At 57.6% G+C, this 26,138-nt stretch carries 27 protein-coding genes; 11 read left to right on the plus strand and 16 right to left on the minus strand.

The features are described 5' to 3' along the window. Nucleotides 1–12: 12 nt before the first annotated feature. Nucleotides 13–780 (minus strand): glycerophosphodiester phosphodiesterase family protein, encoded by a 768-nt coding sequence (locus tag AC2FI9_RS03260; protein WP_496735031.1) that lies wholly within the window; start codon nt 778–780, stop codon nt 13–15. Further along, complete coding sequence (locus AC2FI9_RS03265) at nt 777–1,232, minus strand: RidA family protein (protein WP_058275010.1); 456 nt, start codon at nt 1,230–1,232, stop codon at nt 777–779. The genes AC2FI9_RS03260 and AC2FI9_RS03265 overlap by 4 nt, the downstream gene beginning before the upstream one ends. A gap of 291 nt (nt 1,233–1,523) precedes the next feature. On the opposite strand from AC2FI9_RS03265, the gene AC2FI9_RS03270 reads away from it, so the two are divergent. Both AC2FI9_RS03270 and AC2FI9_RS03275 read left to right on the plus strand, forming a co-directional pair. Continuing rightward, a complete protein-coding gene (locus AC2FI9_RS03270; protein ID WP_082649379.1) occupies nt 1,524–2,351 on the plus strand; it encodes an MlaA family lipoprotein in 828 nt (275 codons plus the stop codon). Next, complete coding sequence (locus tag AC2FI9_RS03275; protein WP_496726405.1) at nt 2,341–2,940, plus strand: MlaC/ttg2D family ABC transporter substrate-binding protein; 600 nt, start codon at nt 2,341–2,343, stop codon at nt 2,938–2,940. The genes AC2FI9_RS03270 and AC2FI9_RS03275 overlap by 11 nt, the downstream gene beginning before the upstream one ends. A 71-nt stretch (nt 2,941–3,011) precedes the next feature. On the opposite strand, the gene AC2FI9_RS03280 is transcribed toward AC2FI9_RS03275, so the two are convergent. The 4 genes from AC2FI9_RS03280 to AC2FI9_RS03295 are packed head-to-tail and all read right to left on the minus strand — an operon-like array spanning nt 3,012 to nt 7,179. Beyond that, complete coding sequence (locus AC2FI9_RS03280) at nt 3,012–4,109, minus strand: ABC transporter ATP-binding protein (protein WP_282119608.1); 1,098 nt, start codon at nt 4,107–4,109, stop codon at nt 3,012–3,014. A 3-nt stretch (nt 4,110–4,112) separates the two neighbouring features. Next, entirely contained in the window at nt 4,113–5,012 is a 900-nt protein-coding gene (locus tag AC2FI9_RS03285) for a carbohydrate ABC transporter permease (protein ID WP_058279072.1), read from the minus strand. Next, entirely contained in the window at nt 5,005–5,877 is an 873-nt protein-coding gene (locus AC2FI9_RS03290; RefSeq protein ID WP_496765563.1) for a carbohydrate ABC transporter permease, read from the minus strand. The genes AC2FI9_RS03285 and AC2FI9_RS03290 overlap by 8 nt, the downstream gene beginning before the upstream one ends. A 57-nt stretch (nt 5,878–5,934) precedes the next feature. Further along, complete coding sequence (locus AC2FI9_RS03295; protein WP_496765567.1) at nt 5,935–7,179, minus strand: ABC transporter substrate-binding protein; 1,245 nt, start codon at nt 7,177–7,179, stop codon at nt 5,935–5,937. 217 nt (nt 7,180–7,396) lie between these two features. On the opposite strand from AC2FI9_RS03295, the gene AC2FI9_RS03300 reads away from it, so the two are divergent. Both AC2FI9_RS03300 and AC2FI9_RS03305 read left to right on the plus strand, forming a co-directional pair. Then, nucleotides 7,397–8,128, plus strand: a complete 732-nt coding sequence (locus AC2FI9_RS03300; RefSeq protein ID WP_496739520.1) for a response regulator transcription factor — start codon at nt 7,397–7,399, stop codon at nt 8,126–8,128. Continuing rightward, nucleotides 8,125–9,567: a sensor histidine kinase gene (locus AC2FI9_RS03305; protein WP_496765570.1), complete on the plus strand. Its 1,443-nt coding sequence runs from the start codon at nt 8,125–8,127 to the stop codon at nt 9,565–9,567. Before AC2FI9_RS03300 ends, AC2FI9_RS03305 begins: the two co-directional genes overlap by 4 nt. A 5-nt stretch (nt 9,568–9,572) precedes the next feature. Here AC2FI9_RS03305 and fliP read toward each other — a convergent pair whose 3' ends face one another. From fliP to fliF, 4 genes are read right to left on the minus strand one after another with little or no spacing between them, the layout of a single operon-like run. Beyond that, nucleotides 9,573–10,304: a flagellar type III secretion system pore protein FliP gene (gene fliP, locus AC2FI9_RS03310; RefSeq protein ID WP_496765573.1), complete on the minus strand. Its 732-nt coding sequence runs from the start codon at nt 10,302–10,304 to the stop codon at nt 9,573–9,575. After that, a complete protein-coding gene (locus tag AC2FI9_RS03315) occupies nt 10,304–10,591 on the minus strand; it encodes a FliM/FliN family flagellar motor switch protein (RefSeq protein WP_496765577.1) in 288 nt (95 codons plus the stop codon). Before AC2FI9_RS03315 ends, fliP begins: the two co-directional genes overlap by 1 nt. Further along, nucleotides 10,584–11,180 carry a FliH/SctL family protein gene (locus tag AC2FI9_RS03320; protein ID WP_496765579.1) on the minus strand — a complete coding sequence of 199 codons (597 nt, stop codon included), beginning with the start codon at nt 11,178–11,180 and terminating at the stop codon, nt 10,584–10,586. The genes AC2FI9_RS03315 and AC2FI9_RS03320 overlap by 8 nt, the downstream gene beginning before the upstream one ends. Continuing rightward, nucleotides 11,180–12,769: a flagellar basal-body MS-ring/collar protein FliF gene (gene fliF / locus AC2FI9_RS03325; protein WP_496765582.1), complete on the minus strand. Its 1,590-nt coding sequence runs from the start codon at nt 12,767–12,769 to the stop codon at nt 11,180–11,182. Before fliF ends, AC2FI9_RS03320 begins: the two co-directional genes overlap by 1 nt. Nucleotides 12,770–12,888: 119 nt before the next feature. Between fliF and AC2FI9_RS03330 the strand changes: the two genes are divergently transcribed. The 5 genes from AC2FI9_RS03330 to AC2FI9_RS03350 are packed head-to-tail and all read left to right on the plus strand — an operon-like array spanning nt 12,889 to nt 17,480. Beyond that, the gene (locus AC2FI9_RS03330; protein ID WP_496765584.1) at nt 12,889–13,386 is read left to right on the plus strand and encodes a flagellar basal body-associated FliL family protein; all 498 of its coding nucleotides are present in this window, start codon (nt 12,889–12,891) and stop codon (nt 13,384–13,386) included. Nucleotides 13,387–13,395: 9 nt separating this feature from the next. Then, nucleotides 13,396–13,857, plus strand: coding sequence for a hypothetical protein (locus AC2FI9_RS03335; RefSeq protein ID WP_496765586.1), 462 nt, complete (start codon nt 13,396–13,398; stop codon nt 13,855–13,857). Next, nucleotides 13,854–14,429 (plus strand): MotE family protein, encoded by a 576-nt coding sequence (locus AC2FI9_RS03340; protein ID WP_496765591.1) that lies wholly within the window; start codon nt 13,854–13,856, stop codon nt 14,427–14,429. The genes AC2FI9_RS03335 and AC2FI9_RS03340 overlap by 4 nt, the downstream gene beginning before the upstream one ends. Nucleotides 14,430–14,475: 46 nt before the next feature. After that, on the plus strand, nt 14,476–15,345 hold the full coding sequence (gene motA, locus AC2FI9_RS03345) for a flagellar motor stator protein MotA (RefSeq protein WP_496765596.1): 870 nt from the start codon (nt 14,476–14,478) through the stop codon (nt 15,343–15,345). Further along, on the plus strand, nt 15,342–17,480 hold the full coding sequence (locus AC2FI9_RS03350; RefSeq protein ID WP_496765598.1) for a hypothetical protein: 2,139 nt from the start codon (nt 15,342–15,344) through the stop codon (nt 17,478–17,480). Before motA ends, AC2FI9_RS03350 begins: the two co-directional genes overlap by 4 nt. A gap of 87 nt (nt 17,481–17,567) precedes the next feature. On the opposite strand, the gene AC2FI9_RS03355 is transcribed toward AC2FI9_RS03350, so the two are convergent. The 3 genes from AC2FI9_RS03355 to betB all read right to left on the minus strand — a co-directional run bounded on the left by AC2FI9_RS03355 (nt 17,568) and on the right by betB (nt 22,936). After that, a complete protein-coding gene (locus AC2FI9_RS03355) occupies nt 17,568–18,911 on the minus strand; it encodes an MmgE/PrpD family protein (RefSeq protein ID WP_496765600.1) in 1,344 nt (447 codons plus the stop codon). After that, nucleotides 18,908–21,352: a GcvT family protein gene (locus tag AC2FI9_RS03360; RefSeq protein ID WP_496765602.1), complete on the minus strand. Its 2,445-nt coding sequence runs from the start codon at nt 21,350–21,352 to the stop codon at nt 18,908–18,910. The genes AC2FI9_RS03355 and AC2FI9_RS03360 overlap by 4 nt, the downstream gene beginning before the upstream one ends. A 129-nt stretch (nt 21,353–21,481) precedes the next feature. Further along, nucleotides 21,482–22,936 carry a betaine-aldehyde dehydrogenase gene (gene betB / locus AC2FI9_RS03365; RefSeq protein ID WP_496765607.1) on the minus strand — a complete coding sequence of 485 codons (1,455 nt, stop codon included), beginning with the start codon at nt 22,934–22,936 and terminating at the stop codon, nt 21,482–21,484. Between the two features lie 164 nt (nt 22,937–23,100). On the opposite strand from betB, the gene AC2FI9_RS03370 reads away from it, so the two are divergent. Next, nucleotides 23,101–23,430 (plus strand): hypothetical protein, encoded by a 330-nt coding sequence (locus AC2FI9_RS03370; RefSeq protein ID WP_282170153.1) that lies wholly within the window; start codon nt 23,101–23,103, stop codon nt 23,428–23,430. Nucleotides 23,431–23,437: 7 nt separating this feature from the next. On the opposite strand, the gene AC2FI9_RS03375 is transcribed toward AC2FI9_RS03370, so the two are convergent. Both AC2FI9_RS03375 and trhO read right to left on the minus strand, forming a co-directional pair. Further along, nucleotides 23,438–23,938, minus strand: a complete 501-nt coding sequence (locus tag AC2FI9_RS03375; RefSeq protein WP_058275022.1) for a potassium channel family protein — start codon at nt 23,936–23,938, stop codon at nt 23,438–23,440. 76 nt (nt 23,939–24,014) lie between these two features. Continuing rightward, nucleotides 24,015–24,920 carry an oxygen-dependent tRNA uridine(34) hydroxylase TrhO gene (gene trhO, locus AC2FI9_RS03380; protein ID WP_496765609.1) on the minus strand — a complete coding sequence of 302 codons (906 nt, stop codon included), beginning with the start codon at nt 24,918–24,920 and terminating at the stop codon, nt 24,015–24,017. Nucleotides 24,921–25,016: 96 nt separating this feature from the next. Here trhO and pncA point away from each other — a divergent pair, with 96 nt between their 5' ends. Then, complete coding sequence (pncA, locus tag AC2FI9_RS03385; protein WP_496726424.1) at nt 25,017–25,610, plus strand: bifunctional nicotinamidase/pyrazinamidase; 594 nt, start codon at nt 25,017–25,019, stop codon at nt 25,608–25,610. On the opposite strand, the gene AC2FI9_RS03390 is transcribed toward pncA, so the two are convergent. After that, on the minus strand, nt 25,607–26,131 hold the full coding sequence (locus tag AC2FI9_RS03390) for a hypothetical protein (protein WP_496765612.1): 525 nt from the start codon (nt 26,129–26,131) through the stop codon (nt 25,607–25,609). The genes pncA and AC2FI9_RS03390 overlap by 4 nt on opposite strands. Between the last annotated feature and the right edge of the window lie 7 nt (nt 26,132–26,138).

The raw sequence follows: 26,138 nt of genomic DNA on the forward strand, positions 1-26,138 counted from the left end.
CGCAGGGCTGGTTCAACCCGGTTGTACAGCCAGATACCCTTCGAAGGTCACATTGTCCGCAACTTCGCGGGCCTCTGCCTCTTGTTCAGGCGACCGCACCGTCCAGCACAGGACCGGTACACCGCGTGCCTTCAGTTCAGCCACGCGGGGGCGGTCAAGGTCTTCGACCTCATGGCTGATGAAACTGGCCTCGACACGGTCGAAATCCGGAATGTCGCGCAGGTGGTCACAAACGCTCTGAGGTAAAAGTTCGACCTTGGGCTGGTACGATCCCGTCACGATGCCACGCGGCAGATGCGGTGCCAGCCGCGCCAGTTCAGCGACCGAGTTGGGGTTGAACGACATCAACGCCACCGGCCCATCGTAACCTGACAATGCACGCACCGCGTCTTGTTCCAACGGGCCCACGGATGTACCCATCGCGCCGTCCTGATCCTTGAATTCGATCAGCAGCGGTACTTTGCCTGACACGATTTGCAGCACCTCATCCAGCGTCGGGATACCATCGTCCGCGTGCAACAGCGTGGTGCCTGATGCCTGAACCGACGTGATCAGTTGGATCGGGCCGGGCTGTCCGGTCAGGCGGGTCATGTCATAGTCATGAAACACCATGGCGCGGTTGTCCGAGGTCCGTTGCAGATCAATCTCGATCCCATAACCGGCGTCGACCGCAGCCCGGATGGCCGCCCGGCTGTTTTCCGGGCGGTTGTCCTGTTTGTCGTGCAGCGCACGATGCGCCAACGGGACTTGAAGGAATACGTCAGGCAGCGCGGGCGTCATTGAACTTCGAAGATACCTTCGATCTCAACCGCGACGCCCAAGGGCAGTGCCGCCGCACTGACGGCCGAACGCGAATGGCGACCTGCATCACCCAGCGCTTCGACCAGAAAGTCTGACGCACCGTTGATGACTTGCGGCTGCGCGGTAAAATCTGCCGTCGAGTTCACAAACCCGGTCAGCTTGATGACGCGCACCAACTTTTCGATATCGCCACCGCAGGCCGCTTTGACCTGGGCCAGAAGGTTGATCGCACATACCTTGGCCGCAGCAGCGCCTGCTTCGACTTCCATGTTGTCGCCCAGCTTGCCAGTGATCAGATCATCCGCCTTCGAGATCTGCCCCGAGACATAGACGATATTGCCCACGCGCACGAAGGGCACGTAGTTGGCCGCCGGCGCAGGAGCGTCCGGTAGGTTGACACCCAAGCTTTCCAGTTTCGCCGCGATGCTCATGAGGTCTCCTCCCAAATTTGAGTCGGGGCGAAGCTAACCGGGAAGGCAAGGATCGAAAAGTGCGAAAACGGCGATGTGACCTGCACCGGTTGTGGGCGTAACTTTTCTTATTCTGAACTGTTGAACCTGTGTCACTTTACGTTGACCTATTCGGCAGGTTAAACGCTATCTGTTTCATATTGGTGGCGAAACGCCTATGTGACTTTGGGTAGGCCGGGCACAACGGCCAAAAAGAGTATTGATTAAGTGTTCGGGCACGGACTGTCCGAACGTTTTGGAGTGGCAAAGATCGTGTTGAGCAGAATCAGCCTAAAACCCCTAATCGTTGTGTCCGTATTGGCAGTTCTCAGCGCCTGCACCACACGCCCTCCGGAGGGTGTTCAGCAGGGTGAAGCATTTGATCCGTATGAACGCAACAACCGGGGCATCCACAAGTTCAACCTTGGCGTCGACCGGTTTCTGTTTCGTCCCGCCTCGAAAGGGTACGTAAAGATCGTGCCCGACCCGATGGTGACCAGTTTCAACCATTTTGCCGAAAACCTGACGATGCCGGGCCAAGCCGTGGACTACCTGCTGCAAGGCAACCTCAAGCAGTCGGGCAACGCATTGCTGCAGTTTGTGATCAACACGACCGTTGGTGGTCTGGGGTTGTCAGCCCCCGCCGACGAGCTGAACCTTCCGCCTGTGGATACCGATTTCGGTGAAACGCTGCACGTCTGGGGTTTTGGCGAGGGCGCCTATGTCGAGCTGCCGCTCTATGGCCCGTCAACGCAGCGGGACTCGATTGGCGTTATCGTCAACCTGTTCTCGAACCCGATCAACTTCTCTCCGGTCCGTCCGGTCGACAATATCGGTGTCTATGCCGAGGTCGTGCGCCGGATGGGTGATCGGGGGCGTTTTTCAGACACGGTCGACTCGATCCTATATGAAAGCGCCGACAGTTATGCACAAGCGCGGACCATTTACCTACAAAATCGCCGCTTCGAACTGGCGAGAGACGACGAAGAAACCTATCTGGGTCTTTACGACGACCCTTATGCAGACAATGGGACCGACCCTGTCAGAGATCCCTACCTAGACCCATACGAGGACCCCTATGAGGACCCCTATGCCGAGTAACCATATGAACCGGCGCGGTTTTGTCGCCACAGGCCTTGCTGGCCTGGCACTGACCGCCCTGCCTTTTTCCGCCTTTGCCCAGACTGAAGCCAGCGCCAAGGCTCTGGTCGTCAGTGTCGTGGATGACATCAACCGCATTATCGCCTCGGGCAAATCCGAAAAGGCGATGATCCGCGATTTCGAAAAGGTCTTTGTGCAATATGCCGATGTGCCGATCATGGCACGTTATGTGCTGGGGGCGGACGCCCGTTCGGCCAGCCCGTCGCAGTTGAAGCAGTTCACCAAAGCGTTTCAGGGCTATATCTCGAACAAGTATGGTCGACGTTTCCGCGAATTCATTGGTGGGCAAGTCACCGTCCGGAAAGCCCGGAAAATCAAGGCCGGTTACGAGGTACGCACCTCGGTTAAGCTGCAGGGCTCGTCCCCGTTCGAGGTGACATTCCTGGTTTCGGACAAATCAGGCCGCGACAAGTTCTTCAACATGTTCATCGAAGGGGTGAATATGCTGCTGACCGAACGAACCGAGGTTGGCGCTATGCTGGACGCCCGTGGCGGCGACCTGAACCGTTTGATCAAGGACATGGGCTAAACCAAGGTCAGCCAACCCGGTTAAGTATAAGAAAAACGCCGCGCGATAGGGTTCGCGCGGCGTTTCTTAGTTCAATTCAGGCGCTCGCCGGTTTCCTTGGCGAAGTAAGATACTTTGCTCATATCGAAGGCCAGGTTCAGCATCTTGCCCGCCTGAGCACTGGTTTCCGCGTGCAGCCTTGCGGTCACCTGCTTGCCGCCCAGTTCTGAGACAACATAGGTATCGGCCCCTGCGGGTTCGACCATATCGACCATGCACGCCGCTTCCTGCACGCCATCACCGGCACGGAAACCGGCCTCGGCAATATCCTCGGGGCGCAAACCGAGGATCACATCCTCGGGCAACGCCAGATCGCGCGCATCGTTCAGAACCAGAGTTTCCCCGGCATCGCGCGAGATGACGATTTGTGTACCCGATCCTTTTTTTGTGACCTGCGCAGGGATCAGATTCATCGCCGGCGAGCCCATGAAATCAGCGACAAACAGATTGGCCGGGTTGTTATAAATTTCGGCCGGGCTGCCGATCTGCTGCACGATCCCGCCCTTCAAGACCACGATCTTGGTGGCCAGTGTCATCGCCTCAATCTGATCGTGGGTCACGTAGACGATGGAAGCGTCCAATGTCTGGTGCAGCTTCTTGATCTCGGTCCGCATCTCAACCCGAAGCTTGGCATCGAGGTTCGACAGCGGTTCATCAAACAGGAACAGCTTGGGATCGCGCACCAGCGCCCGGCCCATCGCCACACGCTGACGCTGACCACCGGATAGCTGGCTGGGACGACGGTTCAGCAGCGGCTCGATTTGCAACAGTGAGGCCACATCGTTCAGCTTGGCCTCCTGCGTTGCCTGATCGACCCCGCGCACCTTCATGCCGAAGGTGATGTTCTTGGCGACGCTCATAGTCGGATACAGAGCGTAGGATTGGAACACCATCGCGATGTCGCGGTCCTTGGGGCTGACATGGGTCATGTCTTTGCCGCCAATCGCCAGTGTCCCGTCGGTGATTTCCTCCAACCCCGCAATGCAGTTCAGCAAGGTGGATTTACCGCAGCCCGAGGGGCCGACCAGCACCAGGAAATCACCCGGTTCGATCGAGATGTTGATGTCCTTCAGAATTTCGGTTGCGCCGTAATTCTTGTAGAGTTTGTTGATATCAAGGATGGGAGCCATGGGTTATCCCTTCACAGAGCCAGCGGTCAGGCCGCGGATGAAATACTTACCGGCAACGACATAGACGAGCAGCGTCGGCAGCCCCGCGATGATCGCGGCGGCCATGTCGACGTTGTACTCTTTGACGCCGGTGGTGGAGTTTACGATGTTGTTGAGCGCCACAGTCACGGGCTGCGTGCCCGCCTGGCTGAACGACACGCCGAACAGGAAGTCATTCCAGATCTGCGTGAACTGCCAGATCACTGTCACCACGATGATGGGCAGCGACAGCGGCAGGAAGATCGACCAGAAAATCCGCAGAAAGCCTGCCCCATCGACCCGAGCGGCTTTGGTCAGCTCGGCCGGAATGGTGACATAGTAGTTGCGGAAGAACAGCGTAGTGAAGCCAAGGCCATAGATCACGTGGACAAAGATCAGGCCCGGAATGGTTCCGGCGATCCCCATCATGCCCAGCAGCCGCGCCATTGGCAGCAGAACAACCTGAAACGGAATAAAGCAGCCAAACAGCATCAGCGAGAAGATGATGTTCGCGCCTTTGAACCGCCACTGCGCCACGACATAGCCGTTCAGCGCACCAATCAGGGTGGACAAAAACACCGCAGGCACAGCGATCAGGACCGAGTTCCAGAAGTAAGGCCGCAGACCTTCACACTGGATACCGGTACAAGCCCCGGACCATGCGGTTTTCCAAGCATCAAAGCTGACTTCGCGCGGTAGTGAGATCAGGGACCCGGTGCGGATTTCCTCAAGGCTTTTCAGCGATGTCGTCAACATCACGAACAGCGGCATCAGGTAATACAGCGCGAACAGGCCCAGCAGGACGTAAAGCAGCCAACGAAGGGCAATCTTGCCAGTGGCGCTCTGCGAGCGAGTTTGGGTTTGGGGCATCGACAGATCAGTCATTTTTCGCCCTCAGCTCTGAATAAAGATATGGAACCACGATGGCAAAGACGACCAGCATCATGATCATTGCGGAAGACGCCGCCTGACCGATATCGCCGCGCGAAAACGCCATGGCATACATGTATGTGGCTGGCAGATCAGTCGCGTATCCCGGACCGCCACCTGTCAGCGCGATGACAAGGTCAAAGCTCTTGATCGCAAGGTGGGCCAGCACGATGAAGGCAGACAGGAAGATCGGTGCCATCGACGGTATTATGATCGCCGTATAGATGCGCCATGTGGGGACACCATCGACCTGTGCGGCTTTGATGATTTCACCATCCACCGAACGAAGCCCGGCCAGAAACAGCGCCATAACAAAGCCCGAGCTCTGCCAGATCGCGGCAATCACGATCGTGTAGATGGCGTAATCGGGGTTCACCAGCCAATCGAATTCAAAATTCGGAAAGCCCCAGCCCTGCACCATGGATTCAATGCCCAGACCTGGGTTCAGGATCCACTTCCATGCGGTGCCGGTCACGATCATCGACAGTGCCATCGGGTACAGGTAGATGGTGCGAATGACCCCTTCGACGCGGATCTTCTGATCCAACAGGATGGCCAGTAGCAGGCCCAGCACCATCGCGATCACGATGAACAGCGCGCCAAAGATATACAGGTTGTTGATTGCCGTATCCCAGCGAGGGGAATCGAACAGGCGTTCATACTGAATGAAGCCATGGATCTCGTATTTCGGCAGTAGTTTCGATCGGGTCAGCGACACCCATGCGGTCCATCCGATAAATCCGTAGACAAAAATCAATACGGCGATGAACGACGGTGCCAGCACCACCTTGGGCAGGTGGTTTTCCAGCCATTCGGACATTTTTTCCTCCGGGGAAAAGTGCTCTGCCCCTCAGTATAGGGGGCAGAGCGTTTTGGATCAGTAGCTGTTGGCCACTGCGTCCGCCAGTTGCTGAACCGCGTCAGCCGAGGACATATCCGAGTTGAAATGCGCGGTCACAACATCCGTGATCGCACCAGACTGCGACCCGCGCAGCGCCATGCCATGGGCGTAAGACGGCAGCAGCGAACCACCTGCCGAGGTCGTACCCATGTCTTCTGCCGAGATTTTCGCGCAGATATCAAAGGCATCCAGCGCTACGTCAGTCCGTGCAGGGATCGAACCCTTGTTCAGGTTGAACACTTCCTGGAAGTTCGGTGCGACGATCAGTTTGGCCAGCAGTTCCTGGCCGGCGCGGTTGTCGTCACCTTCAACTTCGAACATGGCAAAGCTGTCGACGTTGTACAGATATCCGTCACCGGGGGTCGAGGCACACAGGAAATCTTCGCCGGGCTTCTTACCAGCGGCCAGGAATTCACCTTTGGCCCAGTCACCCATGATCTGGAAAGCGGCCTCGCCATTCATCACCATGGCGGTGGCCAGGTTCCAGTCGCGACCCGAGAAGTTTTCGTCAACATATCCACGCATGGTACGCATCTGGTCAAAGACCTGTACCATTGTGTCCGACGTCAATGCTTCGGGGTCGAGATCGACCAGGGCTTTCTGGTAGAATTCTGGTCCACCAATACCCATGACGACCGCCTCAAACACGGTCGCGTCCTGCCAGGCCTGACCACCGTGGGCCAGCGGGATCACACCAGCTTCCTGCAGTTTTTCGGCCGCTGCGTTGAACTCATCCCATGTGGTGGGCATTTCGATTCCGTTTGCTGCCAGAACATCGGCATTCGCCCAGATCCAGTCGATGCGGTGCACGTTCACGGGTGCAGCGCACCAAGTGCCTTCGCACATCATATGGCCCGCGATCGACGCAGGCAGGACATCCGCCCAGCCTTCTGCCTCGGCCACGTTCGAAATGTCGGCCAGAACGCCTTCTTCGTACCATTCCTGAATGGCAGGGCCTTTCAGCTGGACTGCGGTCGGCGCGTTACCGGACAGAACGCGGGCGCGCAGCGCGGTCATTGCCGCATCACCACCGCCACCCGCAACGGGCATGTCGGTCCAGGTACCGCCGTTCGAGGCGAATTCTTCCTGCAGAACGGCAACCGACTTGGCCTCACCACCCGAGGTCCACCAGTGCAGTACTTCCGCCTGCGGCTCGGCCACAACGGACGATCCGGCCACAACGGCCAAAGTCGAAACGGTGGCAAATGCAAAACGCTTCATTTTTTGTCTCCTCCCTGAGAACTCAGTGACTGCCAAAGCAGCGATGGCGCTATTACTGTGGTCTGATCGCCGTCTGGCAAAGCGGAATTCATAGTAAAGCACGGAAACGGCCCAAATTTTCACCACTTCTGTTACAGCGTGTTACGTTGGCATTGAATCTGTTTCCATTCGTTACAATGGACAACGACAGAGGGAAAAGATCGGGAGGAAAGACAGAGTGAGCATTCCGCGGCTTCTGGTGGTGGATGACGACCCAGAGATGCGGTCGATGATGACGCAGTTACTGCAGCAAAACGGCTTCATCGCGCTGCCCGCCAGTTCTGAACAGGAAATTCGAGCGCACCTGTCCAACGGGCGGATAGACCTGATCCTGCTGGATGTCATGCTGGGCGACGAAAACGGCATCGACATCTGTGCGCGGCTGCGGCGCGAACAGGATGTGCCAATCATTCTGGTCTCGGCCCTGTCTGCCGACCATCAGCGTATGGCCGGATACGAAGTTGGCGCAGACGACTACATTGCCAAGCCGTTCAACCCGCAACTGATGCTTGCCCGCGTCCGGGCAGTGATGCAACGCGCTCGGCGCTCGTCTTCGCTGGCCTATCGACGCCGAACGCGCACTTTCCGATTTGACGGCTGGGTCTATGATGGCAAGCGTGATGATTTACATTCGCCCGAAGGCTATTTGGTCGCGTTGTCACAAAGGGAAACCGCCCTGCTCAAGGTGCTTTTGGCCAACCCGCACATACCGCTGACCCGCGATGAAATCGTCGCAGCGCTGGATGTAACAGGGGACAGTGACAAGTCCGAAGCGCAGGGCCGCGCCATCGACATGCTGGTCGGTCGCCTGCGATCCAAGATCGAGACCAACCCTAAAGATCCGCAAATGCTGCGTACGGAACGCGGGGTCGGGTATATCTTTGCCGCCGACATTTCGGTCGAAGAATGACGCTGCGCCTGCGCAATCTGGGGTGGCTTTGGACCCTTTCAGCCTTTGCTGCCGGTTTGCTGTCTGCAGGGTTATGGTTCGCTTCGGCGCGCGCCTGGAACGACTACCTGCTGCAATCCTTTGTAGCAGGGTTCACCGTCTACGAAGAGTTGCGAACAGGCATGGCCCCCTCCGAGGGGTTGTCGATAACGCCCTTGCCGCCCCAGGATACTGCTCTTGCCGAAAATGGTGAATTTCAGCGGTTGCCCGGGTTTTCAAACCGCCGTTTCGTCACCAACCTTTCGATCCTAACCGACAGCTCCTCGCCGCTCAGCGGGCGTGAATTAACCGTGGCGATTCTGTCCAACCGGTTGGTTTATCCGGTGTCGGACATTGTTTCAGGCAATGATCAAACCGGGCCTGAAAAGATGGGGAACCTGACCCGGTTGCTGGCGACATATTGCAGTGAGCCGATCCTGATCGCGAAATTTGGACGCGAGGCCTGGCATCAGGTCGACGGGACCCAGATCTGGGGCTGTCAGGCGGCCCCAATGGATTTACGTCTGCCCGCAGTTCTTATGGGGATCGTCGCAATGGCGATCATCTTATCCGCAGTCAGTAACGTCTCAGATACCTTCACCCGATTTGCCCGCGCGTTGCGCGAAAGGCAGCGCCTTGGTGGGCCGGAAAGCTATGAGGCGGATGGCCCGGATGAACTGCGCGATATCGTCTCGGCGGTGAACGCCCATCTTGAGGCCGAGCGCGCGCAGCTTGAAAAGCGGGCAACGGTTTTGTCCGGCGTCAGCCACGATCTGGGTACCCCTGCGACCCGCGTGCGCCTGCGTGCCGCTCTGATCCCCGACGATGAACTACGCGAAAAGCTCGAGGCGGATGTGGATCAGATGACGGGCATGATCGAAAGTGTCCTGACCTATACGCGATCCGAACTGGATGTTGAGGAACCGCGCCAGATTTCTCTGACCTCTTTGGTCGAGGCTCTGGTCGCCGATTATCAGGATATGGACCTACCCGTGACACTAAAAAAGATCGACCCCGTCGCGGTCGATGGGGTTACATCGGTTTTCATGTCCCGGCGCGGACACGGGCAGCTGACCGAAACACGCCGCGTCCTGGTCATGGCGCGGCCCATATCGCTTAGGCGTGCGCTGACCAATTTGATCGACAACGCGTTGAAATATGGTCGACACGCCGAAGTGCAGTTGGCGACCGATGCGACCACCGCGACGATCACGGTCGAAGATAAGGGCACCGATCTGTCCGTGGAGGACATCGAAAACCTGATGGCCCCATTTCGTCGTGGGTCCAACACCGGATCTTCTGACGGCTATGGTTTGGGCCTAACAATTGCCGCCACCGTGGCCGAACAGCATGGCGGAGAAATGCGCTTTGAGGCCGGCGACTGTGGCCTGCGCGCCTGTCTGCAAATCGCCCGGCAGTAAAAAAACTAGGTGGTATAGCTGCGCACAAGCGCGCTGGCGATCAGGGACCACCCGTCGGCGATGACAAAAAACGCCAGTTTGAACGGCAAGGACACTGTGGCTGGCGGCACCATCATCATCCCCATCGACATCAGCACCGCCGCAACCACAAGGTCGATGATCAGAAGTGGCAGAAAGACCAGAAACCCGATCTGAAAAGCGCGCGCAATTTCAGACAGCATGAAAGACGGCATCAGGATGGACAGCGGCGCGTCGGGCGACAGCGTTGTGGCATCACCACCGGGGCGCAGGGCAGCCATGGCGTGAAACGTATCGGGGTCCAATCGCGCAGCCATGAAACCGCGAAACGGCTGTAATGCACGCTCTAATGCAGGCTCGACCTCCATCGTTTCATCGACCAACGGCTGAATTCCTGTTGTCCAGGCTTCGGAAAAGACCGGCTCCATAATGAAATAAGTCAGAAACAGCGCCAGACTGACAATCAACATATTGGGAGGAGATTGCTGCAACCCGATACCCTGACGCAAGATCGCCAAAACGGTTATCAGGAACGGAAAACATGTGATCATGATCGCCAATCCCGGAGCCAGGCTGAGCACGGTGATCAATAGGATCAACTGAATCGTTCGCGCAGATATCGAACCCCCCTCGCCCAGCGAGACAGACAACTCCTGCGCCGTGGTCAAAGACGGGGTCAAAACCGCAAACGCGACCGCCAGAATTAGAAATCGGCGCATCAGCCGATCCCGTTTTGCAGATCCGCGATTTCAGTAAGTCGCACGGCCAGCTGACCGGCGTGCTCGCCCTCCATCTCCTCTAGCAGACCGCGTGCGACAAGCTGGTCGCCGACATACAGGTCAACCGGATCCTCAATGCGTTTGTCCAGCATCAGCACGGCGTTTTCCCCCATGTTCAGCAGATCACGGATCAAAGGGCGCGCCCGGCCAACCGATACGGTGACTTCAATCGGAACGGCCTCAAACGGGTTGGGCTTCTCGGATTTCGGGGTTTGCGGATCACTCATTGGTCACTGCCTCTTTTGCCTGAAAAACATACGCCTGAAAGGCTTGATCGATTGCAGCAAGCAAACCGCTGCAATCCACCTCGCGCTGGGAAACCCCGACCTTGAGCCGCGCTTGCCCCGCTTCAAGCGACGGGTCTTCGATCACCTGCACAGGTGATGACAGCTCAGCGGGGATCAGGTCTTCCACCTCGTTCACACGACCTGAGGGTACGAAGATTTGCATGGGCTGTCCGATCCGCCCGCGCGCTATATCGGTGAGCTGCTCGACAAGCCGAACGGCAAACCCTCGGTCCAGCATTTCAGGCAAAACCAGCTGTGTCAGGCTCTGAAACATTGGTTCCAGCGACAGGGCCATCCGGTTAACCGCTTCATGATAGGTAAAAGACATATCTTCGAGCGATTTGGCCAATTCGGCCGAAACCTGCCCCCGGCTCTGCTCTTGCGCCTGGACCGCGTCTTCCCAGCCGGCGCTATAGCCTTGCTCGAACGAGGCCAGCCTTTGTTCCTCTAACGCGTCCTCATCTAGTACGTGCAGCTGTCCACCGCCGGCCTGTAAAGTGAAATCCTCAAGAAGATGGGCAATCGACATCACACACGCTCCTCACCTTCTTCCAGCCAACTGCGCAGGATTTCGACTGTTTCTTCCTGTTTGTCGCCGATCATCGCCCTGAGCCGATCCACGGGGTCCGCCCCGGCATCGGTCGCAAGCGCCGGAACGTTCCCTGTGGGCGCCTGCCCTGGCAAGGTGGTGAATTGCCCGCCCTCTTCCGTCGCAATTTCGCCGGTCAGGTATGCGTCAGGTTCCTGAGCCGTACCTGCGGACAACAGCGCCGGAACGGTCGCCGGCTGCGTCAAAATGGGGCGGATGACAAACATACCAAGCACCAACGAAACCAGCGCCAGCACTGCCATTTGAATTAGCGACATCGCGTCAATATGAAATTTCTGCCACAGCGAGGCGGTTGCCAAACTGCCCTGCGGCTCCACCACCGGAAGATCCAGCGATTTCAGCGTAATAACGTCGCCCCGCTCGGCATCGTAGCCCACTGCCGAGGCCACAAGCTCTTGCAGTGCATCCATCTCGGCCTGCGGCATCGGCGTGAATGTTTCACTGCCGTTTGCGTCCACGGATCGCGTTCCGTTTACCAGAACAGCCACCGTCAGTCGCTTGATCGCGCCGGGACCGTTGTGAACCTCAAGCTCGGTTTCGGAAACCTCGTAGTTGACCCGTTCTCGGGTCTGGGTTGCGTTCGAATTGGATTCGTCCCCGCCCGCGCCATCGCCATCGGGCAGGTTTGACGCAACCGTCACATCCCCGGATTGGTTGCGAGCACTGTCCGAACGCTCTTCGACATCGGTGCTGATGGCCACACGGCCATTGGGATCAAAACGCCGTTCGCGGATTGATTCTGTCTTGGTCACCGTATCGACACTCACCTCGACGACAGCATTTCCAGCTCCGACCCGGGCTTCGACCAGACGCAGAACCCGCTCGCGCAGCTGGCGCGATTTATCGTCAGCGGTATCTGCGGACACCGGGTTGTCCTGTGCCCCGATCACTGCGCCATTCGAATCGATGACGGTGACGTTCTCGGGCGCCAGTCCGCTGACTGCGGACGACACCAGGAACCGGATCGCCTTTGCCTGATCCGACGTGATGTCCGTGCCTGATGCGACCAGATAGACCGATGCGGTTGGTGCAACACTGCGCTGGAACGGATTGGCTGATCCATTGGCAATATGCACGCGCGCCTGACTGATATGGGGGCTGCCTACAATGGTTCGGGCCAATTCACCTTCCTTGGCGCGCCAATATGCGGCGTCAAACATCTGCGATGTTGTGCCAAACCCGCTGAGCGAATCCAGCAGCTCGTAGCCCCGGTTTCCCGTTGCAGGCAGGCCTTCGCTGGCCAGCGTCAAGCGCAATTCATCCCGTTGTGATCCCGGCACATAGATTGAGCCACCGCGAATCTCATACTGCACCCCGCGCTGATCCAATGAACGGACGATATCCCCCGCAGCGCCGCTTTCTAATCCGGCGTAAAGCAGGGTCATCGACGACGTTGTCACCAGACGCGACATCGCAAGGATCCCCAAAAACACCAGCACGACTGCGCCCGCGACAATGATTTGTTTACGCCTGTCCAAATTTGCCCAGACAGTTCCGATCTGCTGCACGATCACCTCCGACTCGCCGACATTCTGTGCGACGCATCCCTTGTTTGGACGATTGCCCTTAACAATCGGTTAGTCCCTGTCGGGTTATGACGATTGCAGATTGTAGGAATGAGGACGTCATGACCGACGCGACTGCAGAACAGGCAGAAGTCCAGGAAAAATCTGGGAAAAAGGGAATGATAATAGGCGCGATTCTGGCGATAGCCGGTGCTGCGGGCGGGTATTTCCTGACCACCACCGGCCTGTTGCCAATAGGTGGAAGACCCGTTGTACAAAACGCCGAGGAAACAGAGAAAAGCAAGCCTGCCAAGGCTCTGCCAAAGGTTGGATTCGTTGACCTTGCCCCAGTCGTCGTGTCGGTAAACGCCAGCGATTCGCGACATCTGAAGTTTCACGCCCAGCTCGAGGTGAACGCGCCGTACATGGCGGATGTGGAAAAGATGAAACCGCGAATCATGGACGTGCTGAACGGATATCTACGCGCGATTGAGGTAACGGATCTTGAGGATTCGCTCGCGCTTATGCGCATCCGAGGACATCTGTTACGGCGTGTCGAAATCGTCGTCGGTGAAGGCCGTGTGCGCGATGTTCTCGTCATGGAATTCGTACTGAACTAGGAGGCGAAGTTGGAGCTGATTGCAGATATTTTGCTGGTGGCAGGTGCCTTGGGTGCGGGTCTTTATTGTTTCGTCCTGTCCAGACGGTTGAAACGCTTTACCGACCTTGAAAGAGGCGTCGGTGGTGCCGTGAGCGTGCTGTCATCCCAAGCGGAAGAGTTGAAACGGTCACTGGATTCAGCGCGCGACGCCTCGGATCAATCTGGCGTCGCGCTGAAGGATTTAACCGAGCGCGCCGAAACAGTGGCGCAGCGGCTTGAGCTGATGATGGCCTCGATGCATGACGTAGTGCCGGACGATGATGAGGCGACCGAGATCCCTACACCAGAACCTGAGCCGGTTGTTTCAGAAGAACAGTCCCAAACCACCTCAGTGCCCGTTATTGAAGAAGACGCGCCAGCCGAGACTCAGGTCAAACGTCCAGGTAGGTTGATGTTCCTGCGTCACAGCCGCAGCGAGGCCGCGACATGAGGCGGAAGCGGGCGGAAAATCGCCCCAAAGGCGGCGTTCTTGCGGTGATCGCGATGCTTATGATCGGTTCCGCCGCGATCAGAATAGGATTCGAGGCCGGCCCCGCGCTGGCTAAAGGATCCGATCTCGCCCCATCGCTGGCGAGGGGCAGCCAACCCGAACAGCCCGGTGCGCAAGAATTGTTGACTGAATTGCTACGCCGCGAAGACGCACTCAAAAAACGAGAGGCCGCTTTGGAAGACAAGGAAAAGGCGCTCGATATCGCGGATCAGGCGATTGAAACGCGCCTGGCTGCCTTGCAGGAGGCCGAAGAGTCGCTGCGACAGACACTGGCCTTCGCCGAAAAAGCCGCCGAGACCGATCTGACGCGCCTGACGGATGTGTATCAGAGCATGAAGCCCAAGGACGCAGCCGCCCTGTTCGAAACCATGGACCCCGGCTTTGCGGCTGGCTTTCTGTCGCGGATGCCACCTGACGCAGCAGCAGGTGTTCTGGCCGGTCTCAGCCCCGAAGCCGCCTATACGATCAGTGTGATCATGGCCGGTCGCAATGCTGCGGCTCCGCAGGAGTAGCGCACATGTACTTTACCCCCGCATCTGACATTGCAGGAGACCGCCCATGATCGGAATCATCGGAATCGTCGTCATTTTCGCCATGGTGTTTGGCGGATATCTTGCCGCCGGGGGCAAGATGACGATCATTATGAAATCGCTCCCTTTCGAGATGATGATGATCGGCGGCGCGGCCGTTGGCGCATTCATGATCAGCAACGACTTGAGCGCGGTCAAAGATACGATCAAGGACATGGGTAAAGTTTTTAAAGGCCCGAAATGGAAACCCGAAGACTACCGCGATCTGCTGTGCCTTTTGTTTTCTCTGATCCGCATCGCCAAGGCCAATCCGGTCGAAGTGGAACAGCACATCGAAGACCCTGGGAACTCAACCCTGTTCTCGGCCTATCCGAAGATTCAAAAGGACAAGGAAGCTGTCGATCTGATCTGCGACACCATGCGATCCGCGTCGATGAATTACGACGATCCACATCAAGTTGAAGAAGTGCTGGAAAAACGGATGGAGACCAATTTTCACCACGCCATGCATTCCAGCCACGCGCTGCAAACCGTCGCCGATGGTTTGCCCGCACTTGGGATCGTGGCCGCCGTTTTGGGCGTAATCAAGACGATGGGGTCCATTGACCAACCACCCGAAGTGCTGGGTAAACTGATCGGTGGCGCTTTGGTCGGGACATTCCTGGGCGTGTTTCTGGCCTATGGGCTGGTTGGCCCGTTCGCGGGCAAGCTGAAAGCGGTGGTCGAAGAGGACAACCATTTTTATCAGCTGATCAAAGAGGTTCTGGTCGCCAACCTGCACAACCATAACGCAGCCATGTGCATTGAAGTTGGCCGCCAGAACACGCCGACACATAACCGACCCGGATTTTCTGAGCTGGAAGATGCGTTGAAGGAACTCAAACAGGCAGCGGCATGATCCGGACAGTTTTTCTTGCTTTGGCGCTAACCGCCGCGGCAGCGCAGGTTCAAGCACAAAATGTGCAGGTACGCTCGGGCGAACATGATGGGTATACGCGACTGGTCGCACAGGTTCCACCGGGCACTAAATGGATGCTGTCGCACAAGAAAAATGGTGCGCGTCTGAGTGTCCAACTGGAAAAGGTAAACTTCGACACAGCAGCCGTTTTCCAGCGTTTGACGCAAAACCGCTTGGCCGCGATCTCTCAGTTCGAACCGGGCGCGGCACTTGATATGCAATTTGGCTGCGACTGTGTTGCCAATGCCTTTCTGTTCAAGGGCACGATGATCGTGGTGGATATTGCACCAGGCTCGGCGCCACCCACAATCAGCACTGATATACCGTCGCCTGTTTTGCCCAAAGCGTCCAAAGAGAAAGACCCGTTGGTTGCGCAAAATCTGCAGAGTCTCGAATTGCCACTGCTAAGCCTGAACGCAAAACGATTTGAAGAACAGCTCTCTACCCTGCTACTGCGCGGTTCTGACCGGGAAGTCGTTGATTTGAGGCTTGCTCCAGTCGGACCAAGGCTGTCGGTCCCCAAGAACGATCCCTTTAGCCCCTCAGATCTTAATGCGAATATTCATGTGACATCCGTTCTGGACGGCTTGAATGAACTTTTAGGGCCATCCCTGCCGCAGCTTGAACAACGCCCACCCTGCATCTCAAGCGCTGAGCTTGGGTTTGACCGTTGGTCTGGGGCAACTCCCTTTCCGGAACAGGTGGCTTCGTTGCGCGCCGCCTTGTTCAAAGAATTCGATCATCTCGACGAAGATGAAACGCTGAAGCTGGCGCAGCTATACGCCAATTTCGGGTTCGGCGCAGAGGCTCTTCGGACGCTTGAATTGCTTGGGCGGCATGCGCCGGAAACAGATCGGGTTGCCGCCATAGCCCGGTACCTTGATGGCGCACAGCCGTCCCATCCGAACCCGTTTACCAGTCTTCAGCGGTGTGAAAGCGACGCCGCGCTTTGGGCTCTTTTGATCGAAGGAGTGCTGCAGGAAGAGGCCCATTTGCAATCGATCGAACAGTCTTTTGCGCGCTTGCCCGCCCATCTGCGCCGTCATGTTGGGCCGACATTGGCGGAAATTCTGACAGATGCTGGGAAACTTGAACCAGCAAGGCGCGTGTTGCGCGCGGTCGACCGCGTTGCGACTGAGGACAGCGCCGATACGTCCCAAGCCAAGGCCAAGGTCGCGGCTGCCGAAGGCGACGGCCCGAAGTCAGAAGCTCTGTTGAACGAGATCATCGCCGCGTCGAGTGCAGAGTTGGAGGCACCGATTGCGCTTACGCGACTGGTCGACAAGCGATGGTCGGAACGTGGGGCAATATCTCCGCAAGAACTTGATCTTGCGGCCTCTTACGTCGTGGAGTTTCGCCGGTCTGAAATCGGGCCGCGCATGCTGCAAACACAGATCGTTGCGTTAAGCTTAAGCCATGAGTTCGACATGGCGATGGATCTGCTGAGCGCCCAAGATACACAGGCCAATGCCATCGAAACGTTGAACCGCGTCGCCCAAATCCTGACCGAACGCGCCGACGACGCGACATTCCTTAGACGGGTCGTTACCCTGACACCCGAGCAGAAACTGGCGCTAGTCACAGATACAAGCGTGGCGATGGCCGAGCGTTTGGTCACCCTTGGTTTTGCGGACGCGGCGCTGGAGTTGGCCAGCCGGCCACAGGACAAGGTCCGACGCGCAGAAAGGGCACGGTTACGCGCGCGCGCTGCCTTACTGCAACGCCGACCACATCAAGCGATGTTGGAGCTGGCCGACGATCCATCAGACGCGGCCCAGCTTTTGCGAGGGCAAGCATTGCAGATGACGGACGATTACGTGGCAGCTGGTCAGCTTTTGCGGGCTGTGGGTGCAGACGAAAAAGCCGATCGGTTCTTTTGGTTGGCCGATCATCCGGAAACGGTCGAGCCCGAACGCGACACAAAGTTCCTCGCAGTTCAGCAAACAACGCAGCTCCTGTCCGTTCCGCCAACACGAATGCAGGATAAACCTTTAGCTGACGCGAAGGGCTTGTTGGATGACAGCGCAAAAACACGCCAGCACATTCTGGATTTGCTTGCGAAGGTGGACCAATAGCGGATCAGGTCGCCGCCACCTGCATTCACGGTTTGTCTTTCAATAGGTGCCCGCTGAGCGTCGGCCCGCAGCCCGCATCGGCCGCTTTTACGGATCAAAGACCAACGGCATCAGGTCCGACAATCTGGATGTAGGCTCGACCCAACCCAATATGGCCGCGCGGATCGCGTCCGCGCGGTCTGAACCGACAATTGGCGCGGCAAACTCGGTGTACTTGGCGATCACATCTCCGCTGCTGAGCGGGGCCTCCGGCCCTCCGCGCGCGTGAGTGTCGCCGGATTCGAACACAAGCCCATCGGTCGATTTCAAGGTGACATCGGCCCACCGCCCCTGCGGGAAGCGTGCACTGTGGCGCGCATCTTCCAGAACGTGAATACGCGACACCAACTCTGCCACCGCCGGATCAGACAGACCCGCACCCGAGATATGTTCGACCCCTATCCGGCCATGGATCGCCTGAACCGCCACAGCAAAAGGCAGAGAATATTGGGCCTGAGACGTGGTATCAGGCATCCCGCCATACAGGCAGGCCGCTTCTTGAAAACTGTTGATATGGATGGATCGGATCTGGTCGTGGGCTAGGTCATTCTCCATCATCACAGCCCGAACGCCATCAATTGCCGCATGAGCCCAGCGACAAATCGGATAAGGTTTTACGTATTGGTGTTCGACCTGCCAGAACTGACCCAAATCATCCCAAAACGACGCAACATCAGCATCTTCGATTGTGATGGCCGGGGCGCCCTTGAAACCACGTTCAGCCAGGATCGCAGATGATATGCCAACCATCGCGCCCCAACCCGATCCGTCATGCAGCATCGTCGGATTTGCAATCTCGCGCATCATCTGACTTCGAGGTCCGTGGTATTCTGCTATTCCCAACGCTTGTCGAAATTGCTCTGGCGTGTACCCGCGCATGCGCGCGGCCATGGCCACCACACCCAGTGCGTTCCACGCGCCGGACGTGTGATAATCGCTGACCGATGCGTGCAGCGACAGCCCCGCACGTCCCGCAATTTCATATCCTGTGACGACGGCAGCCAGGGCTTCGGGGCCGGACAAGTCAGGGCAAGGCGCACCAAGTGAAACCAACGCAGGCAGGACGACGACACCGATATGCCCCTTAGTCGGGTTGTAGCCGTCATGCCCGTCCAAATTGTCGGTTTGTGTGGCTGCTGCGTAGGCAGCGCCCGCCATGCTGACGGGGCGGCCATCAAACATCATCGGAACGCTGAATGCCGCATCAGTGCTTGCGTAGAGTAGCGCGGCAGTATCGCGCGCGATCACGCCGGCCTCCATCGGGCCGGAGGCGATCAGGATGCCCATTGTGTCGAGCATCATCAGGGCAGCGGCCTCTTTCGCGCTGTCAGGCATCTCGTGCGCTGAAAGGTTCAGGGCAAAATCCGTGACCCGATCAAGCGTGCCGGTCATTTGGCTGCCTCCATCACCTTGGGTTGGACATCGCGCAGCCGGAGACCCGATGGATCAAAGGGCGGTTCGGCGAAAACTCTGGCTTTATGCGGTTTGCCGAGGATGAAGATTTCCACCATATCCCCCGGCTGTACGACTGCCGGATTTGCATAACCGATGGCCAGGGATTTGCCGACTGAATAGCCATAGGCCCCTGAGGTCACACGTCCGACCGGTGCGCCATCTGGTGTAAAAATAGGTTCGCCACCGGACGCGTCAGCATTCGTCACCTCGACCTCAAAAATCGACAGAACCTCGCGCGGGGCGTTATCCTTGACGGCCAGGTAGGCGTCCTTGTGCAGGAAGTCCTTATCCAGCTTGATCAGACCTGCCAGCCCGACCTCCTGCGGCCAGTATTCCTGAGAATACTCGCGGCCCCAGGAGCCATAACCCTTCTCGATCCGCAGTGACCCCAACGCGCGGCCGCCCACCGGACCACCGTCGCACTCCTTCGCAGCCACAAGCAGTGCTGAGTAGAGCCTGATCTGGTCCTCTTCTGCGCAGTGTAACTCCCACCCCAAATCACCGGTAAAGCTGACACGGATCGCAAGGCAGGTGACGCCGGCAACCTCGATCGTAGCCGAGCGCATGAAGCGGAACGCCTCGTTCGTCAAATCCGCATTGGTCAGCCGCTGCAGCAGGTCACGCGATTTGGGCCCTGCGACGTTGAAGCCCGCAATCCGGTCCGTCGCCGCCTCGAACGTGGTGCCTTCGGGCAGGTCGATCATGTTGAAAAAACGCTGATGATAGCGCTCGGCCATACCCGAGCCGATCATCATGTATTCGTCCTCGGCCACCTTGGTGATGGTAAAGTCGCCGGCCACACCCCCGCGCACCGAGATCAGCGGCGTCAGGCAGGACCGCCCGATCACGGTCGGCACCCGGTTGGCCACCAGCTTGTCCAGCCACTCATAAGCGCCCGGCCCCTTGATGACGTAATTGGCGAAGTTCGAGATGTCGATCACGCCGACGCTCTCGCGCAGCATTTTTACCTCGCGGCCCACCGGGTCCCACCAGTTCTGGCGGGTAAAGCCGATCGTTTCTTCCGTGTCGGGCTGATCGGCAAACCACAGCGGATGCTCCCAGCCGCAGTTCAGACCAAAGACGCAGCCTATGTCCTTTTGCATTTCATAGGCCGGGCGCACGCGGGCCGGACGGCCTGCGCTGCGTTCCTCGTTGGGGAAGTGGATGGCGAACCGGTGGGTATACTGGTCCTCAACCCGGGCCTTGGTAAATTTCTTGTCCGCCCAGTCGCCAAACCGCGCCAGATCCCAGGCAAACATGTCGTATTGAGGCTCTCCCTCGATCATCCATTGCGCCGCCAGCAGACCCAGACCGCCTGATTGAGAAAAGCCCGGTATCAGACCGCCGCAAAGGAAATAGTTCTTCAACTCAGGCACCGGACCCCACAAGGCGCTGGAGTCCGGAGACCAGATCATCGGTCCGTTGATCACCCGTTTGACCCCAGCGGTGGCGGCAACTGGCACACGTTCGGTGGCGCGGATCACGTTCTCCATAATCCGGTCCAGATCGTCGGGGAACAGATCATGGGCGAAGTCCAGCGGCGTACCGTCTTCGGCCCAGAACTTCATGTCCTTCTCATAGGCACCTATCAGCAGCCCGTTGCCTTCCTGCCGGAAATAGTACTCGCCATCCCGATCCGCAATCGAGGGCAGGCGGCGGCCCAGATTGGCGACTTCGTCGATGGATTCGGTTACGAAATACTGGTGTTCGGTTGGCTGCAACGGCAGCGTCAGTCCAGCCAGCGCCGCCACTTCACGTCCCCAAAGCCCTGCGGCATTCACCACCCACTGAGTATGGATGTCACCCTTTTCCGTGCGCACGATCCAAGACCCATCGGGCTGTTGTTCGGTGCCTAATACTGGGCAAAACCGCTCAATCGTCGCGCCCATCGCGCGCGCGCCCGCAGCATAAGCATGCGGTACGCCTGAGGGATCGACGTTTCCGCCGTCAGGTTCGTACATGATGCAGCGGATATCGTCGAATTGTGCCAGAGGGTGCAGTTCCTTCGCCTGCTCCCGGCTTACCTCGTGGAAATTCAGCCCATAGAATCGAGCCTTGGCCTCTTGCAAACGCAACTGGTGCTCGCGTTCTTCTGTCTGCGCCAGATAGAGGGAACCGGGCTGGAACACTCCGCAACTCTGGCCGGTTTCCTGCTCCAGCTCTTTATACAGGTTCATTGTGTAATGCTGGATGCGGGTGATGTTGTTGTTGTCATGCAACCCGTGGATATTGGCCGCTGCGTGCCAGGTTGATCCGCTGGTCAGTTCATCCCGTTCAAGCAGGACAACGTCCCGCCAACCAAGCTTTGCCAAATGGTACAGGATCGAACAGCCAGCCAATCCTCCGCCGATGACCACGGCCTGTGCATGCGTTTTCATGAACTTGATCTCCCACCGACGGAACCAAAAACGGCACCCTTTGGAGGAAGTCAGCCACATGTCTTATGTGGCTTATGCTCTGTTCCCGACGCGAAATGTCGGGAACAGAGCTTGAATGGCCGGTTTTGATTAGTAAGGCGCTTCTACGTCGTTCATCGAAACATAGACCGTCTTCATCTCGCTGAAGTGATTGATCGCCAGTTTCGAGTTTTCGCGCCCGACACCCGACATTTTGGATCCACCAAACGGGGCCTCGACCGGAGCCAGATTATAGGTATTGATATAGCAGGTGCCCGCCTCGAACCCGGCCACAATGCGGTGCGCGCGCGTCAGGTCGTTGGTGAAGACACCGGCTGCCAATCCAAACTCGGTGTCGTTGGCGCGGGCCATCACCTCTTCTTCGGTATCGAAATCCAGCACAGACATGACCGGACCAAAGATCTCTTCGCGCGCGATGGCCATATCGTCCGTCACATCCGCAAACACTGTGGGCTGCATGTAGAAGCCGTCACCGTCGATCCGCTCACCGCCAAATACTAAGCGCGCACCTTCGGCCTTGCCCTTTTCGACATAGCTCAGCGCGATGTTCAGTTGGTTTTCGCTGACCATAGGGCCAAAGTTGACGTCCTCATCCAGCGGATCACCAATTTTCGCAGTGGCCAGACGTTCTGAGAGGCGCTTGAGGAATGCCTCTTTGACGCCTTTCTGCACAAAGACACGGGTGCCGTTCGAACAGACCTGACCCGAGGAATAGAAGTTGCCCAGGATCGCACCCGAAACAGCGTTTTCGATATCAGCGTCGTCGAACACGATCATCGGGGACTTGCCGCCCAGTTCCATGGTGACATGCTTCATACCATCAGCGGCCGCGGCATAGACCTTGCGACCGGTCGGAACGGACCCGGTCAGCGAAACCTTGGCCACGCGCGGATCGGTCACAAGCGATGCGCCAACATCGCCGTAGCCCTGGATCACGTTATAGACGCCCTTTGGCGCGCCCGCTTCGATCAGGATCTCGGCCACCTGCAACGCCGACAGGGGCGTGGTCTCGGACGGTTTGAAGACCATCGTGTTGCCGCAGGCCAGCGCAGGGGCTCCTTTCCAGCATGCGATCTGGGTCGGGTAGTTCCATGCCCCGATACCGACGCAAACGCCCAGCGCCTCGCGGATGGTGTAGACAAAGTCTCCGCCGCCCAGCGGGATATGCTCACCCGTCAATGACGCAGCCAGCCCCCCAAAATACTCCAACGCATCCGCACCCGATGTGGCGTCGGCCACCAGGGTTTCCTGCAAGGGTTTACCGGTGTCGTGGGTTTCGAGGATCGAAAGCGCGCGATTGCGGTCACGCATGATGTCAGATGCCCGTCTCAGGATGCGACCACGCTCGGTCCCGGACATTGCCATCCACTCTGCCTGAGCGTTTTTGGCACTTGTTAGAGCCTGATTAACAATATCCGGCGTGGCAGAGTGCAGCCGGGCGATGATTTCACCGGTGGCCGGGTAGATCACGTCGATAGGGGCGCCGTTGGTATCTTCAACATATGCGCCGTTGATGAAATGGCTCGCTTTGGGCTGAAACTTCATGCCGATTTCCTTCTTAGAAGTCCTTTCTTTCGCATTTATATTTTATTGATTGACCAGTCAATAAAAGCAATTCACGGCGGACTCCCGCTGATGTGAATCGGCTCCCTCTTGAATAAAAAGCTTAATGTTCCATTTATGTTCTACATAGTCAGAGAAACAATCCGATGTCTTACCACGCCCGCAACCCGGCCATGGATGGCCCATCAAACGACTATCACCTGTTGCCCGTCACAGACCGGCAAATGCGATACGCTCGTGCAATTGCCCAGCAGTCGGCCTTGGAAATCCCGGTCGAGGCACAACGGGATCGCAAGTCGATGTCTGCCTGGATTTCGGCGCACAAGCCAACCGATCCATCGCCCTTTGCGGACTATCCAACCGGTAAGCAGGTTGCCTTTGCCGAACGCATTTCCCGTAGCAAGCGCAGGCCTATCCCGTCCGAGTGTTTCCGCGACAAACAGATGATGTCCCGCTGGATTGATCAGAACAAATGATGGCCGTCTAATGTTTATGGTGGCGGGTATAGAGCGCAACCGTAGCAGCAACAAACATACCCAAGAGGATGTAGCCGGTAACAGCCTCAGCGACGGCCAGCCCGCGACATAAACCTGTTGGGATCATGTCGCCATATCCCACAGTGGTGAAGGTGACGTATGAAAAATACAGGAAATCTGCTGGAGCATCTGCACCTACCACGCAATTGTCGGCGTAGCCGAACGCGCCATACGCCGCCGCGAACAAGAACGGCACGACCTGAATGAAGGACACACCCATCAGAAACAAGCGTCGATGCGGCAGTTTCACCTGTGTCATGTAGTACCAAGATTGCGATGCGACCCAAACCACCAGGCAGACCGACACAATAGTACCGATGGTTTCGCCTGCGGCCGCCTCACTCAGGCGCGACAGACCATACCACGCGAAAAAACTGGCAATAACCAGTCCGACCGCTGCGATAAGCGTCGATTTCCACTCTTCCAGTGTTGTAGGTTCGCGGTGCATAAAACCTCCGATGACCTAGGTTTTTCCGCGATCATCAGGGTTCCGGCCTGTACCCGCAACCCAAATCATTCGCCTGTCATTCAGCGCCCATATGCTCTTGCCCGCGCTGACGCGACAACAGGATCTGTTTCTGACGTTCCCTGAAACGCGTCTTGTCCGCATCCGAAGTCTCATTGATGCACCGATAGCAGGACACGCCGTGCTCGTATTCCGCGCGTTTCATATCCTCGGGCAGAATCGGGCGGCGGCAGCCGTGGCACAGGTTGTGTGGTCCTTCGACCAACCCATGTCCGACCGAGACGCGATTATCGAAAACAAAGCACTCACCCTGCCAGCTGCTGTCCTCGGCGGGCATCTCTTCGAGATACCGCAGGATGCCGCCTTTCAGGTGGTACACATCCTCGACCCCTTGCCCCAACAGGTAGTTGGTGGATTTCTCACAACGGATGCCGCCGGTGCAGAACATGGCAACCCGCTTGTTGTGAAAGCGGTCTTTGTTTTCTTCCCACCAGGCCGGGAAATCACGAAAACTGGCTGTTTCAGGGTCTATTGCGCCCTCAAAAGTACCAATCGCCACTTCGTAATCGTTGCGAGTGTCGATCACGACCACGTCGTCAGAGCGGATCAGATCATTCCAGTCTTCAGGCTCGACATAATTGCCGACGCGGGCACGCGGATCGACGTCCGGCTGGCCCATGGTCACGATCTCTTTTTTCAGACGCACCTTCATTTTGCCAAAGGGCGGGTGATCGGATGTGGCCTCTTTCCACTCAAGATCCGCACAACCGGGCAAAGCCTTGATATGGGCCAGCACGGCATCGATCCCGCCACGCGGGCCTGCGATGGTTCCGTTGATCCCTTCGGCAGCCAGCAACAAGGTGCCCTTAACTGACTGCGCGCGACAAAGGTCCAGCAGCGGGTCGCGCAGGGACACGTGATCCGAAAAACGGGTGAAGTGATAGAGAGCAGCGATCGTATACATGCGCGCGGTCTAAACCCGCTGGGCCAGAGTCGCAAGGGACCGGATTGACGCCCCCCGCCCAGCCCCCTACCGATAGGGCAATGTGAGGAGACCCTGATGACCCATGCCCTGATTGTAGTTGACGTTCAGAACGATTTTTGCCCCGGTGGTGCGCTGGCTGTGCCTGGAGGTGACGAGATCGTGGCCCACATCAACGCTATGATGGCTGAGTTTGACACCGTGATCCTGACACAGGACTGGCACCCTGAGGGGCATTCGTCCTTTGCTAGCGGACATGACGGCAAGTCCCCATTTGAAACAACCGACATGCATTACGGGCCTCAAGTCTTGTGGCCAGATCACTGTGTGCAGGGCACCGAAGGTGCGGAATTCCACCCGGACCTGAAGACCCATGCCGATCTTGTCATTCGCAAGGGCTTTCGACGCGGTATCGACAGCTATTCCGCATTTTTTGAGAACGACCAAAAGACACCGACCGGTTTAGAAGGTTACTTGAAATCACGCGGGATCACCAAACTGACCCTAGTTGGGCTTGCCACAGATTTCTGTGTTCATTTTTCGGCTGTTGACGCTGCCCGCTTGGGATTTGATGTCACCGTGCGCATGGACGCATGTCGGGCGATCGACATGGATGGATCATTGGCAGCCGCCAAGGCCGCGATGCGTGACGCCGGTGTTGCGCTGATCTAAGGCGTAGCGCCTTTTTCGGCAAGATACCTGAGCACTGCGAACAAGATCACCGCCAGTCCCAATGCAACGCCAATTCGTCCGGGCAATGTGCGGCGCTCGGGCGTTGCAGGTGATTTGTAGCGCGGGTTCGGCGTCCAATTCTCGACTTTTGGGCGCTGATCGTTGCGCGGTTTGGCCGTTTTGACATTGTCCAAAAAGCGATGAAAATCGAACTCACCGCAATATTCGCCACTGATGCCAAGTTCCCGAATATTCGTGAACAACGCGCGCAAAATCCGCTCGCGTTCGGCTACATCCCGTGTAGGGTAATACCCGTGCATAATGTCGCTGTCAGTCGAATCCAGATCGAACCCGGCTTCCTGAAAAATCAAACGAATCTTAGGTGACGCCGATCTGAGCGCGTCAGCCGTTTTCACATGACGGAATCGCGCGCGTGTGGCGCACTGGTCCAATTGCTCGGAACCGGTTTCCTCATCCGCTTGTTCGTTAACAACGATGTCAAAATCGTACTCGAGAACCATTCACCAA

Source organism: Ruegeria sp. CDSA246 (assembly GCF_059611225.1).